Raw genomic sequence first — 14,323 nt, forward strand, 5'->3', positions numbered from 1 at the left:
TACGCCTATGAACAATCTTTACAATCGGGCCAAATTCCATTCAGCTGGCCGACGCCTTAAAGGCCCAGCCCTTATCGCCGGCGATCCGCACCAGCGCATCTACGCATAACGGGTCAAAATGCTTCCCCCGCTCCTTCAAAATAATCGCCATCGCTTCCTCATGCGACAAAGCCGCGCGGTAAGAACGGGAGGACGTCAAGGCATCGTATACATCGGCTACAGCCGTTACGCGGGCCAGCAGCGGAATATTGTCTCCGCTCAGCGCATCCGGATAGCCGTTTCCGTCCCAGCGCTCATGATGGGAGCGGATGACGGCCAGCTCCTCCTGCATGAAGCCCAACCGCCGGCACAGGTTGAACCCGGTCATCGGATGCTTCTCGATAACCTCCCGCTCTTCGGGCGTCAGCTTTCCCGGCTTGTTCAGAATATGGTCTGGAACAGCCAGCTTCCCGATGTCGTGCACGATTCCGCCTTGCGCAATAGCGCGAAGCTGGTCGGGATTCAGCCCCAGCTCCTCTCCGAGCTGTATGGCGTACAACGCAACGCGGTAATTATGGCCAGCCGTATACGCGTCGCGTGTTTCCGTCGTCCGGATAAGCTCGCGAACCGCCGGCGACATATAGGCGTGAATCCATTCCTTGGGATCATTCTGGAACAGCTGCTTCAGCGACATCGTATAGGAGCCGGAGCTGCGGTACTGATAATAAATGCCGACAACCATGGCGCAGATGGAGGCCAGCAGCAACAGGTGGTAAATCCACCAGCTTAACATCCACATTTCGCCCGTTACGTTAATCAATTGGGCCGCAATCATCCAGCCGGAGCTGTACACGATCGCCAGCTGCAGCGGAAATCTGGTAGACAGATACGTCTCCAGATACCGGTACATCGTCCAGCCGTTTAAACCGAAAATAAGCAAGGTTGCCGACCATTTGATTGGCCCTTGCTTCATTTGAAGCCAGGACATCTGGTCGGAGAATAGCCATAGCAACGCGCAAATCACGGCAATCGACGCCGTCCAGATCGGGAGCAGCCAGCGCTGATGCGCCGACAGCCAGCTTATAATTCGGCGATCCGAGGACATCGACGACAGCCACAGCCACATGACGGCGAGCAATATGCTCATTTGAGCCGCATTGCTGGGCAGCGCCGTAGTGTGATACGCCTCTCTCGGTGTCGATAATCCATGAACAAGGAATAACGCTGCTAATGATACGAAGGACAAAGATAAGAAGCTGATTTTCAAATTGCGAAGCCGAATGGCTGCTACGCCAACTGCTATCGCAAGCGCAAATGCCGCGCCCGACACGATGCTGACCACGTAGAAATGAACGTTAGGAGAGTGCAGATGATAATCCCAAGCGGGATTCATATGAAGGACCATGAATACGATAAGTGGGACTGCGAGCGATAAAAGAAGATACAGATAGATTTTCGCCTGACTGTTCAAATTGACGCCCTCCTTGGCTTACGTTATACGAACAAGCTCTGCGACGTTTGACTTCTATCAACAACCATCGACTGCTGTAACCAAAGATCAAGATCAGCGCGCGACATCGGCTTGCTGAAGTAATAACCCTGCATCATGCTGCAGCCGGCAGATTGCAGAAACGCCATTTGCTGCTCCGTTTCGACCCCTTCGGCGATAACCGCCAGATTAAGCTGCTTGGCCAGTATAATAATCGTCTGGATGATGGCGCGCTTCGAAGGCGAGTCGCTCTGCTGCATGTACAGCTTATCTATCTTTAACGTCTGGAAGGGAATCAGATCGATCGAGCCAAGCGAAGAATAACCTGCCCCGAAATCATCCATCGAAATATTAACGCCCATCTCCCGGATGGTCTTCAACTGCTCAATGACATCCTCGACGTTATGCATCACGATGGTCTCCGTAATCTCCAGCTCCAGGAGATTGGCGTCCAGGCCGGAGTGCAGAAGCGCCGAGATGACCATATCCTCGAGATTTTTACTGTCGAACACGCTGACAGACATATTAACCGAGACGCTAAGGGGGACCGCCCTGCCTTCATTCCATTCGAAGCAATCCCGGCAGGCTTGTCCCAGCACCCAGCGGGTAATCGGAACGATAAGCCCCGTCTCCTCCGCAATCGGGATAAATTCCTCCGGCGGAATCTGGCCGAGGAAAGGATGATTCCAGCGCAAAAGCGCTTCAACGCCGATTGGCCGGTTTACGGCTGCATCCCACTTGGGCTGATAGTGAACAACGAGCTGCTCTCTCGGCAAGGCTAGCCGGAGATCCTTCTCCAGCTCCATCCGGCGCAGCAGCTCCCGTTCCATCTGCTCGTCGTAGAGACAGTATTGGTTCTTGCCCCTGCGTTTCGCCTGGTACATCGCGGTATCCGCCGCGATGAGAAGCGACGATCTTTCGTTACCGTGCTGCGGTGACAAGCTGATTCCGATACTACCGGTGATGTAGAGTTCATTGCCCTCCAGCAAATACGGCTTGCGGATGTCCTCCAGGATCCGGTTGGCGAGCTGCTCCACCTCATACGGTTCCATCCCTCTCGTCATCAACAGGAATTCATCCCCGCCAAGGCGGAAGGCCTGCGCCCCTTCGCTCACATGGGAGCGAAGCCGCTTCGCGACAGCTTGTACCAGCAAATCGCCGATGTCGTGGCCAAGCGTGTCGTTAATGATTTTGAACTGGTCGAGATCGAGGAAGAGCAAGCCGTACGTACGGGCTTTGTCCAGCTTTTGATCGAAATACCGGTTCATCGCGTGACGGTTCGCAAGTCCGGTCAACGGGTCGCTGTAGGCCATGCGCTCAAGAACGGTACGGTCCAGATAAATCGCGGTCCAGGTAACGAGCATAATCAAAAGAGTTACCAGGGTGACGCTTATTAGAAGAAACAGATTGATCGGGATATCTTCCGTTAACGAGGAGGCAGCCGCTTCGCCGCACCAGAAGGATGCGGCTCCCATTCCGGTGTAATGCATCCCGCAGACCGCCAGCCCCATTAGCGAAGCAGCCGCCCATTTGGACCACGCAGCCTTACTGCCGTCCCGAAAATTTATAAAGAAATATAACGCCGCGCATGATGCCGCGACAGCGATCAAAGCGGATAATATCACTATAAATGGGTTATATTGTATAGACATTGTCGGGGAATGCATCGACGCCATTCCGGTGTAATGCATGGCGACAATTCCCGCACCCATGATAAAGCCGCCCCCAAGGAGTTTAAGGCGGTTAATTTCTTTGGCCAGCGTTAAATAAAAGGCGACGTAGGAAGCGCATATGCTTGCGGTAATCGACAATAAAGTAATGGGTACGTCATAAGCAATCGGAATGCCGATGTGAAAGGCCATCATCCCGATAAAATGCATGGTCCACACCCCGCTGCCCATAACAAAGGCGCCTGCGAGCATCCAGCCCAGCCGCACCTTTCCTTGGGATTGCGAGATTTTGTACACCAGATTCAAGGCAGAGTACGAAACGAATAACGCGATGATGAATGAGAGAAGAATAACCCAGCCGTTATACTCTCCGTGTAATGTGACCAAACGTCCCCCACCTTTCGCAACTAGTACTCCGGACACATCTGATGTGACTAAAGTCTAATATTTTTGTATACATATACCATTATACGAAAAGCGACTGAATGCAACATATTTTTATTTAGAATTAAGGTTTTTGGGCGATTGTTTTGTTATAGTAGGTGAAGATTGTAAAAATAGTGCCTTTTTGTTGAAGGGAGTTTATTGACAATGGAAAACAAAGACTCGCAGCACAAAAGAGAAAACGAGGAGCTCGACACGGCTGCGGAGCAAGAGAATCAACAATACGTCTATGAGGATGACAACAAAGACGATCAAGCCGTAGACGCCCTTCAAGACGGGAAAGACGAAGAAGTTGCAGAAGAGGAGCGCGAGCAGGCGCCTACTTCCGAAACCCCGGCGCAAGCGGCAGGCGGCCGAAGCGGCAGCGGCGGTAAAGCTTGGATTGCCGTATCCGCGATTTTGGCCATCGTGCTTATCATCGTTCTGATTAAACCGCCGTTTGGCGCAGGCGACAAAGCTGTCGCAACGGTTAACGGTGTTAAAATTACAAAGGACAAGCTGTATGATTCCCTCGTGGATCAAGGCGGCAAGTCGACGCTGGACAATATGATTACGCAAGAGCTGATCGACCAAGCGGCGGAAGACGCGAAAGTAACGGTTACCGAAGCGGACGTAGACAAAGAAATCGAGAACCTGAAGAAATCGTTCGGTTCCGAAGACGAGTTCAACCAAACGCTTGCACAATACGGCATGACCGTTGACAGCCTGCGCCAAGACGCGGAAGTGCAAGTGAAAATCCGCAAAATTCTTGAACCTAAAGTTACGGTAACGGACGACGACATCAAAAAGTACTACGACGAGAACAAAGCATCCATGTCGACGCCTGAGCAAATCCGTGCTTCGCACATTCTCGTAGCTACGAAGGAAGAAGCGGAAGATATCCTGAAGCAGCTGAAAGCCGGCGCGGACTTCGCTACCCTGGCCAAAGAGAAATCGACGGATACAGGCACCAAAGACAACGGCGGCGACCTGAACTTCTTCGCCAAAGGCAGCATGGAGCCAGCTTTCGAAGACGCGGCCTTCGCCCTGAAAAAAGGCGAGCTGAGCGGCGTTGTTCAGACAAGCTACGGCTACCACATCATCAAGAAAACAGATGAGAAAGCGGCTGTAACTCCTACGCTGGAAGAAAAGAGGGAAGACATCAAGTACCAGCTGGTTACGCAAAAAGTAAGCGAGCTCTCCTCGAGCTGGATGGCCGACCTGAAAGCAAAAGCGAAAATCACGAATACGCTTGATCCCGCTGCGGCTGAAGAGTCCCCGGCGGCAAGCGCGGAAGCAAGCCCTGAAGCAAGTGCGGCGGCTGGCAACGCTTCGACGAACGCAGCGAAATAATTCGGAAGGCTGTCCCCTCTGGGACAGCCTTTTTGCTTATTTATGGTATGATGGATTTAGTAAATTAGATACATAGGAGGGCCATATGAGCCAGTTTCAAGTGAACAGCTATACCGATACGTTTAAGATCTACGAACTAATTGAGGAAAGCACATCCTCCCGCATTCTTGTATGTCCGGAGCGCGGAGGCATCGTTATTGGCTGCCAGCTGCATGGACTCGAAGTGTTTTACCTGGACAAAGCAACGTTTGAGCATCCTACTGCGAATATCCGCGGCGGCAATCCGATCCTGTTTCCGATCTGCGGCCAGCTCGAGAACAAGAGCTATACCTGGAACGGCAAATCGTACGAGATGGCTAACCATGGCGTTGCCCGCACTTCCGCCTGGGAGGTTGCCGGCACCGATACCGATGGCGAGGCTTCGATTACCATTGTGCTGAAGAGTAATGAGGAGACCAAACAAAGCTACCCGTTTGATTTCGAGGTGAGCTTCACTTACGCGCTGGTGAATGGCGAGCTTCATATCCGCCAGCAATACCGCAACCTGACGGAAGGCGAAGCGATGCCGTTCTACGCCGGCTTCCACCCTTACTTCAATGCCGATTCGAAAAAGCTTCCGTACGAGACCGATGCGACTGCCTACCTCGACTACAACGATATGGTCGAGAAGCCTTATACCGGCGAGCTGGATCTGGACGGCATGGTGGAGTCCGTTACCCTGCTTGGCGCCAAGAAACGCGAGATCGCGTTCCCGGTTAGCGGCGGCGCTCGCGTGCGCATGACGTATGACGATATTTTCAAATACGTCCAAGTCTGGTCCGTGCAGGACAAGCCCTTCGTCTGCGTTGAGCCATGGATGGCCATGACCGGCGAGCTGAACCGCCAGGAGGAGCTTGTTATGCTCGAACCCGGCGAGGCACTGAACGCCAACCTGACGATCAGCTGCGAGCGATAAACGATAGAGGCCTTCCTGCCGGATGCGGGAAGGCCTCTTTTATAGCTGGCCGGCCCCAATACCCTCCCCTGCCTCTTGGATGATTGGATGTATCCGTGATATTCGTTAAGCCCATACTGGAAACAAGTAGATCTTACGGACAGGGTGTAAGCAATGGAAGACTTTATGCAAGTCGAATTCGGGGAAATGCTGCTGAGGTCCTCGCTTACTTTTTTTATTTTATTGGTATTGGCGCGGATCCTGGGAAAAAAGCAGCTTGGCCATCTCACCTTTTTTAATTATATTACGGGAATCACGATCGGCTCTTTTGCAGCGGATATTGCCGGTGAAGGCGAAACCCCTTATTTCAACGGGCTCGTCAGCTTAATCTGGTGGTCCGTGCTAACGATTGGTATTGAGTATATAAGCATGAAATCCGGCAAGGCAAGAGTGGTTCTGGACGGAGAGCCGACTATCTTGGTGAAGGAAGGCCAGATTCTGAGATCCGCCCTTCGGAATACTCGCTTGAATATCGATGATCTGAGTATGCTGCTGAGGGAGAAGAACGTATTTAGTTTTCAAGAGGTTCATTATGCCATTCTTGAGCCAAACGGACAAATCAGCGTGCTTAAGAAGGAATACGAGCAAACGGTCACGAGAGCAGACCTGGATATTCCTACTCCGGAGTTTACCTTCCTCCCAACCGAAATCATTTCGGACGGCAAGATTGTCAAAAGAAACTTGCAGGAGCTGAACCTAACCGAGCAATGGGTGCATGACGAACTCAAAAAGCACGGTATCGAAAACGTACACGAGGTTTTTTACGCAGAGATTATAAAAGACGGTTCCCTGTTTATCAACAAATAAGGGGCCCATCTTTCATGACAAGGGGCTTATTCGATGCCGATTAACGAAACAAACATTGCCCTCATCACGAAATCAACAGGCAGAAAGTCCGCTTACCACTTCACGAGAGCAAGCAATCTTCAGGCTATCGCCTATTTCGACGCTATCTGGTCAAGCCATCATTTACTGCCGGCATCGACCGGCGAGCGACGGACCGCAAGAGAGGAAATATCGTACGAGGGAGCGTCGATTACGGTAAATTCGCATCTTCGCATCCCTCAGGCGATGATGGAGACAGACTGCTCGGTTGAAGAATTCCGGGCCTTTATAGACAAGCATGTCTTCTTCTGGCCGACCAGAAGGGATTGCCTCAAGATGCTGACGACATACATGCGGAGAGAGCCTGAAGAGTCCTTCGCCGTGTTAGAGCTGGATGCCTGCTCGCTGCTGCTCGCGCACGAAGAGTCTGTCCGGTTTTCCAAATACGACTCGGGCAGCTCGCCCCGTTTTCCGAAGAGCTGCAGCTACCGGAAAAGTCCGGCTATGTTTGTATCCCTCGCGGACTTCGGCCGAAGAACGGATCATGCGGTCCCCGTCAAGCCTTCGGAGATCAAGGAGATTCTTATTGAAAAGCAGGCACATTCCATTACCCGGCTGCTAAAGTCCGTATACGCGCCGAGCCCGGAGCATGTGCCCCCGAAATGGCTGCCAGACTACCAACCGCTCGATACTCTGCTACCGGGCAACTAAACGGACAACAGAGTGGAATCCTTCGTCCCAAGCTGTGCTCGTTTGAGCGTTTGAGCGTTCATTCAGCCGCCATTGAGGACGATAGTGCTCTGCCTGTTGATATGGAGCTTGGCTAGGGCTCGACAAAGGTACAACGAGAAAGGCGTAACGAGGGATCTACGAGGAAGGCTCAACAAAGGTACAACGAACGGACAACAAAAGCCGAACACAAAGAGCCGCCCCCAAAAGGGCGGCCCTCCAAACCATCTAAACCCCAACTACCGTCACTTGCTTTCCGTTCTTCTGCAAGCGGTCGACCGTCTTGCGGACGGCGAGGTTCGCCGTGTGATCCCATACCTTGGTGCCGGAGAGGTCGATATGAACCTCTTCCGCTTCGCAGTCATGCGCGATCCGCTCCTCCAGCTCGGAGGCGGAAGCGAAGAACAGCTGTCCGTGCACGCGGTACGTCCGCGTTGATCCGTTCCATTCGTCGTGAATATGCACCTTGGAGGCTTTTACCGCGAAGCCGATAAAGCTTACGAATACGCCCGCGACAACGCCAATCGCCAGGTCATGCGTGAGCAGCACGGCGCCAACCGTCACCAGCATCACGACAGTCTCGCCGAGCGGCAGACGGTTCAAGCGGAACACGGAGCTCCAGTCGAAGATCGCGATACACACCATCAGCATAATGCCCACCAGCGCAGCCATCGGCACAAGCGACAGCAGGTCGCCGAGCAGCACGACGAGCAGCAGGAGGAACAACGCGGCGACTAGCGTCGACAAGCGGTTTTTTCCGCCCATCTTCACGTTAAGCACCGATTCCGCGACCAATGCGCAGCCCGCCATCCCGCCGAAAAATCCGGCTACGATATTGGCCAGGCCCTGCCCCTTCATCTCCCGGTTCTTATCCGTCTTCTCCCCGGTCATCTCATCCAGCAGGTTATGCGTAAGCATCGTCTCGGTATAACCAACCACCGCAAGCGACAAGGAATACGGAAGAATAATCCAGAGCGTATCCAGGCTAAACGGCACATCCGGGAAAAGGAACGACGGAAGCGAAGCGTCAATCGCGGCGATATCGCCGATCCGCGTAACATCCCCCATGCCAAACGCCCATACCGCGAGCGTCAGCACCACAACGGCAATCAGCGGCGATGGAATCGCCTTGAAGAAGCGAGGCACCAAATAGATAATGCCAAGCGTTACCGCAACAAGCACGTACATGACCCAGGACTCGCCCTTGAAATAACGGAGCTGCGACAGGAATATCATAATCGCCAGCGCGTTAATGAACCCCGTCAGCACGCCCGAAGGGACAAACCGCATCAGCTTGCCAAGCTTAAACACGCCCATCAGGAACTGAATGACGCCCGTCAACACGGTTGCCGCAAACAAATACTCGATGCCATGCTCTTTCACCAGCGTCAGCATAAGAACGGCCATCGAGCCGGCTGCAGCCGAGATCATGCCCGGTCTGCCGCCCAGAAACGTAATGACAAGCAGGATACAAATCGATGCGTAAATGCCTACGACCGGCGGAACGCCAGCCATAAACGAGAAAGCAAGGGAATCCGGCACAAGCGCCAGCGTTGCCGTAATGCCGGCCAGTACGTTCATCCTCGCGTTACTCGTCCACTGCTCCCGCCATGAAGTCTTCAAACTCATGGTTCACCTCAATCAATCTATGATAACGTCCGACCAGGCCATCCCGGTCCGGCACCTCATCTTCTATCCGCAAACAAAAAAACCAGCTCCACCGAGCCGGCCGTTCGACTACCTTCATGATACCCTGCTCTTCCGCAAAGGGTCAATCCCAAATGAAGGGACGACCGCAATCGGCCGCCCCTTCCCCCGCTTTTTAGTATCCTTCGCCTTGTCCGCCAGTCACAATCGCTACGCTCGAGCTTGCGCCGATCCGGGTTGCGCCTGCTTCAATCATCTTGAGAGCAGTCTCCAAATCGCGGACGCCGCCGGAAGCTTTTACGCCCATATCCGGACCAACGATGCGGCGCATCAGCGCGATATCTTCCGCCGTTGCTCCGCCTTTGCCAAAGCCCGTCGACGTCTTCACGAAGTCCGCTCCCGCTTCCTTGCAGATCTCGCAGGCACGTACCTTCTCTTCATCGGTAAGCAGACCCGTCTCCAGGATAACCTTCAACACGGCTTTCCCTTTGCACGCCTGAACCACGCCTTCCACGTCGCGCTTCACGCCTTCGAAATCGCCGGATTTGATCAGGCCAACGTTGATCACCATGTCGACCTCGGTCGCGCCGCTTGCAATCGCATCCTTCGCTTCTTCCGCCTTCGCAAAGGTCGTAGTCGCCCCGAGAGGGAAGCCAACAACCGTCGTGATGCCAACGCCAGAGCCGGAAAGCTCCTTCGCCGCAAGCGCGACGTAACCCGGATTTACGCATACCGTTGCAAAACGATACTGCTTGGCTTCTTCGCAAAGCTTGATAATTTCTTGTTTTGTCGTTTCCGCTTTCAGTGCAGTATGATCAATGTAAGCAGCTACTTCCCCTGCCGACAGATTTTTTTGATTACTCATACCCATCCTCCATATTTATCTACTCTATTATCCCTTGAACTCCAGCAAATGCTGCGCCGTAATCTGGTCGGTAATCAGCGTATTCGTATACTGGCCGTTTAACGCGCCGTATATCGCTTCCACCTTGCTTGGACCTCCGGCAACCAGAACGGACCATTCTTTCTTCTTGAGCTCGTTCAAGTCTATTCCGATTGTCCGCAGATCCAGCTCCTCGCTGCAAAGCTGCCCGTTAATATCGATAATCCGGGAACAAATATCGCCAACGCCGCGCGACAAAATAATGCCCAGATCCTCGTCCGAAAAATAATTCGCGCGGATCAGAACCGAATCTTCCGTCGGCGCCCCTACCGTAACCACCGCGATATTGGCCTGCTTGCCCATATCGAGGATTTTGCGGATATGCCTGTCCGCTTCGATCGCATGCTTCACGACCGCATGGTCCACAATCGCCGGCAGCGGAATCAGGTACGGCGACGTCTGGTAGGCCTTCGCGAACAGCTGCGCGATCTCGTACGCGTACGTATTGGTCTCGGAATGGCTTACGCCGCCGTTCAACTGCACAACCTTTACCCGCTTCGTATGCTTGTTCGGCAGACGAGTGGCTACTTCATATAATGTTGTTCCCCAAGTGACGGCAATCGTATCGCCATCCTGAACCGTATCGTTCAAAAAATTAGCCGCAGCCTCGCCGATGACCTTTTTGACCATGGCGTCCTCGTATTTCGGCACGGAAGCCACAATCGCTTCCTTTAGGCCGAAACGTTCCTTGAGCATGCGGGCGCGTTCCTGGTTATCGGAAGCCGGATCCATAATGCGGATCTGCACGATACCGTCTTCCTTCGCCTGCTGCAGAAAACGCGAAACCGTCGGCCGCGATACCCCTAGCTTTTTCGCTATCTCCTGCTGATTGTAGTCAAGCTCGTAATACATCCGGGCCGCTTCAAGCATTTTTACCCGTTTATCACTTAGCTCCTCCATCCGTCTTCCCCTCTCGCAGAGTTGCCCTTAAGTTATGAGAATAAGTTCGAATTAATATATCAATATTTCAGGACTATTATACGTGCCCCCATCTGCCAGAGCAACAGCATGCGGCAATCACCGCCAGGTTTGCACATTTGTTCACTTAGCAAACCTTACAATTTTGCACAAAAGGAAAAAAGCGGTTGTCGAATGCTAGGAGATGGGCTCGAGCGGCAAGGACTTCAGGACCAATTTGTTAAATTTTCAGATAATTTACAAGAAATTGAAAGGAGATCCATGCCAAATACCGAATACGTACTGTCGATAAAAGAAAAATAAACAGTGGAGGGATACAATGCTAATCAAGCTAAGAAAAATGAAGTGGGCAGCGGGGTCGCTGCTTGCCGCTTCGCTTTTTGCTGCGTCTGTCGGCACCGTTGCAGCTGCAGCAGATGAAACAGTAGTTCCCGCTTCCGCCAAGCACATCACGCTTCTGCACACGAATGACACTCATGCGCGCGCCGTGGAGGGAACCTCGGGAGAAATGGGCTACGCGAAGCTTGCCGGCATTATCGACAGCTACCGAAAGGCCAATCCGAACAGCCTGCTGCTTGATGCGGGCGATGCCACGCATGGAACCACCTTCGCCACGCTGGTGAACGGCGAGAGTGTCGTTCAGGTCATGAACAAGATGGGTTACGACGCGTTTGTTCCGGGCAACCATGACTTCAACTATGGCTACAAGCGACTGCTTGAGCTCGAGCAGATGATGAAGTTCCCGGTACTCAGCGCTAACGTTAGAGTCGCGAAAGACAATACGTCTTTATTCAAGCCTTATATCATTAAGGAAGTGGACGGCGTGAAGGTCGGTATTTTCGGCCTGACGACGCCGGAGACCGCCTATAAGACGCATCCGAAAAACGTTGAGGGCTTAACCTTCGCCGATCCAACCAAAGAGGCTCAGGCTATTGTGGATGAGCTTGAAGACAAGACCGACGTCATCGTCGCAGTCGGCCACATCGGCCAGGACGCGTCCAGCGTCGATACAAGCCTGAAGATCGTCAAAGCCGTAGACGGCATCGACGTCTTTATCGACGGGCACAGCCATACCGTGCTGGAGCATGGCCTTACGGCCGGGCATAACACGCTGATCGCAAGCGCCGGCGAATACACGAAGTACCTGGGCGTCGTGGATCTGTGGGTGGACGGCGGCAAAGTCGTGAAGAAGGAAGCAAAGCTCGAGAATAAAGATACCGCGGCGAGCATCGCCCCTAACGCCGAGATCGCGGATATGGTCGCCACTATTCAGAAAAGCCAGGAAAGCATTCTGGCCGAAGAAGTGGGTACGGCCAGCGTGAAGCTGGACGGCGAACGCGAGCAGGTCCGCACCAGCGAAACGAACCTTGGCAATCTGGTCGCCGACGCCATTCGCGATGCGGCCGGAGCTGACGTTGCCATCACCAACGGCGGCGGCATCCGTGCCTCTATTGATGAAGGAACCATCACAAAAGGCGAAATCATCACCGTCCTTCCGTTCGGCAATCAGATCGTATCTCTGAAGGTCAAAGGCGCCGATATCAAGGCAGCTCTCGAGAACGGCGTATCCGATTATCCGAATTCGAAAGGCGGTTTCCCTCAAGTATCGGGCATCGCCTTCAAGATTGACGTGGCCAAGCCAAAAGGACAGCGCGTCCATTCCGTTACCGTTGGCGGCAAGCCGCTAAACGAGAAAGCCGACTATATGCTGGCGACCAACGACTTCATGGCTGCCGGCGGCGACGAATACACGATGTTCAGCCCCTATCCGCAAGCCGGCATGTACGGTTCGCTGGATGAAGCGCTGATCGCTTACATCACGAAGCTTGGCACCGCGGATTCCAAGGTGGAAGGACGCATTACGGCGGCAGCGACTCCGGTTGTTGCGCAGCCGAAGCCGGAACCAAAGCCAGAACCGAAACCGGAACCTAAGCCCGAGCCTAAGCCCGAGCCAAAACCGGAGCCAGCAAAGCCGGCCGTCTATGTGGTGAAGCAAGGCGACACGCTTTGGGCGATCGCCAAGAAGCATGGCACCACCTGGCAGAAGCTTCGCGACCTGAACCATATCAAGAACCCGAATCTCATCTACCCGGGTCAAAAAATCAAGCTGCCCGCTGCTTAAACGGCAAAGCAACAAGGGCTGTACCCGGCGGGTACAGCCCTTGTCTTGTGTCCAGCTCGGACTTGCTCGACCTCTACAGATAGCAGCCCCTCCTACGGTGGATTTCATCCAGCAGAAGGATGCGAAATAGCTAAGTAATTGAAGCTACGTTGGACTTCATCCAGTAAACTCCGCTCGTTAAGGTTGAAACCAGCTTCCATCGGCGCAAGCTGCTGGAGCAACTTCAACGCAGCAGGCAACAACGAAAGATTTTGAGTTCCTTTCGTTGGATAGAATCCAACTTAAAGGGCGACTAGCTTTAAGTACCGCCATCCGCCTACGTTGCACGAAATGCAGCATATTGGAGCATATGAGCCCAGCGGCTAGTCATATCCTGCACGGAATGCAGGATATTCGGACAAAACCAGCCAATACGGGCTGATTTCGCGCAATATACTGCACTCTGTGCAGCATATCTCTCCCCTCCCACCTTTCTCGCCCGTTATGCTGCACTTCGTGCAACATAGCCTCCTCCCTCACCATTATTTCGACAGATCAACTAACTAGTTAGCTTCAGTACCGCCATCCGCCTACGTTGCACGAAATACAGCATATGGGGCATATGAGCCAAGTAACTAGTCCTATCCTGCACCGACTGAGGATATTCGGACAAAAGCAGACAATACGGGCTCATTTCGCGCAATATACTGCAATCCGTGCAGCATATCTCTCTAGCAGCCGCCATCTCGCCCGTTATGCTGCACTTCGTGCAATATAACCTCCTCCCTCACCATTCCCGCTCTATACGCTGCATTTCGACAGATCAACTAACTAGTTAGCTTTAAGTACCGCCATCCGCCTACGTTGCACGAAATACAGCATATTGAAGCATTTGAGCCCAGTAACTAATCCTATCCTGCACGGAATGCAGGATATTCGGACAAAACGAGCCAATACGGGCTCATTTCTCCGCAATATACTGCACTCTGTTCAGCATATCTCTCGAGCAGACGCCATTCTCGCCCGTTATGCTGCACTTCGTGCAACATAACCTCCTCCCTCACCATTCCTGCTCTATATGCTGCATTTCGACAGATCAACTAACTAGTTAGCTTTAAGTACCGCCATCCGCCTACGTTGCACGAAATACAGCATATTGGGGCATATGAGCCCAGTTGCTAATCCTATCCTGCACGGAATGCAGGATATTCGGACAAAACGAGCCAATACGGGCTCATTTCGCGCAATATGC

General features: G+C 53.1%; 10 protein-coding genes. 5 read left to right on the plus strand and 5 right to left on the minus strand.

Annotation, left to right across the window (positions count from 1 at the left end; all coding sequences use genetic code 11):
• Nucleotides 1–40 precede the first annotated feature (40 nt).
• Together EV294_RS23390 and EV294_RS23395 are read right to left on the minus strand one after the other, a co-directional pair.
• Nucleotides 41–1,450, minus strand: a complete 1,410-nt coding sequence (locus tag EV294_RS23390) for an HD-GYP domain-containing protein (RefSeq protein WP_132311247.1) — start codon at nucleotides 1,448–1,450, stop codon at nucleotides 41–43.
• 23 nt (nucleotides 1,451–1,473) lie between these two features.
• A complete protein-coding gene (locus EV294_RS23395) occupies nucleotides 1,474–3,525 on the minus strand; it encodes a bifunctional diguanylate cyclase/phosphodiesterase (protein WP_132311249.1) in 2,052 nt (683 codons plus the stop codon).
• A 204-nt stretch (nucleotides 3,526–3,729) separates the two neighbouring features.
• Here EV294_RS23395 and EV294_RS23400 point away from each other — a divergent pair, with 204 nt between their 5' ends.
• The 4 genes from EV294_RS23400 to EV294_RS23415 all read left to right on the plus strand — a co-directional run bounded on the left by EV294_RS23400 (nucleotide 3,730) and on the right by EV294_RS23415 (nucleotide 7,444).
• On the plus strand, nucleotides 3,730–4,914 hold the full coding sequence (locus tag EV294_RS23400; RefSeq protein ID WP_132311251.1) for a foldase protein PrsA: 1,185 nt from the start codon (nucleotides 3,730–3,732) through the stop codon (nucleotides 4,912–4,914).
• Between the two features lie 85 nt (nucleotides 4,915–4,999).
• A complete protein-coding gene (locus EV294_RS23405; RefSeq protein ID WP_132311253.1) occupies nucleotides 5,000–5,869 on the plus strand; it encodes an aldose epimerase family protein in 870 nt (289 codons plus the stop codon).
• 153 nt (nucleotides 5,870–6,022) lie between these two features.
• The gene (locus tag EV294_RS23410) at nucleotides 6,023–6,715 is read left to right on the plus strand and encodes a DUF421 domain-containing protein (protein WP_132311255.1); all 693 of its coding nucleotides are present in this window, start codon (nucleotides 6,023–6,025) and stop codon (nucleotides 6,713–6,715) included.
• Between the two features lie 33 nt (nucleotides 6,716–6,748).
• Nucleotides 6,749–7,444 (plus strand): DUF7002 family protein, encoded by a 696-nt coding sequence (locus EV294_RS23415; protein WP_132311257.1) that lies wholly within the window; start codon nucleotides 6,749–6,751, stop codon nucleotides 7,442–7,444.
• Nucleotides 7,445–7,690: 246 nt separating this feature from the next.
• Here EV294_RS23415 and EV294_RS23420 read toward each other — a convergent pair whose 3' ends face one another.
• The 3 genes from EV294_RS23420 to EV294_RS23430 all read right to left on the minus strand — a co-directional run bounded on the left by EV294_RS23420 (nucleotide 7,691) and on the right by EV294_RS23430 (nucleotide 10,952).
• Nucleotides 7,691–9,091, minus strand: coding sequence for a SulP family inorganic anion transporter (locus EV294_RS23420; protein ID WP_132311259.1), 1,401 nt, complete (start codon nucleotides 9,089–9,091; stop codon nucleotides 7,691–7,693).
• Between the two features lie 193 nt (nucleotides 9,092–9,284).
• On the minus strand, nucleotides 9,285–9,974 hold the full coding sequence (deoC, locus tag EV294_RS23425) for a deoxyribose-phosphate aldolase (RefSeq protein ID WP_132311261.1): 690 nt from the start codon (nucleotides 9,972–9,974) through the stop codon (nucleotides 9,285–9,287).
• Nucleotides 9,975–10,001: 27 nt separating this feature from the next.
• Nucleotides 10,002–10,952: a sugar-binding transcriptional regulator gene (locus EV294_RS23430; RefSeq protein ID WP_132311263.1), complete on the minus strand. Its 951-nt coding sequence runs from the start codon at nucleotides 10,950–10,952 to the stop codon at nucleotides 10,002–10,004.
• A gap of 337 nt (nucleotides 10,953–11,289) precedes the next feature.
• On the opposite strand from EV294_RS23430, the gene EV294_RS23435 reads away from it, so the two are divergent.
• A complete protein-coding gene (locus EV294_RS23435) occupies nucleotides 11,290–13,092 on the plus strand; it encodes a 5'-nucleotidase C-terminal domain-containing protein (RefSeq protein WP_132311265.1) in 1,803 nt (600 codons plus the stop codon).
• Nucleotides 13,093–14,323 lie beyond the last annotated feature (1,231 nt).

The sequence above is a fragment of the Paenibacillus sp. BK033 genome (genome assembly GCF_004345425.1).
Classification (GTDB): domain Bacteria; phylum Bacillota; class Bacilli; order Paenibacillales; family Paenibacillaceae; genus Pristimantibacillus.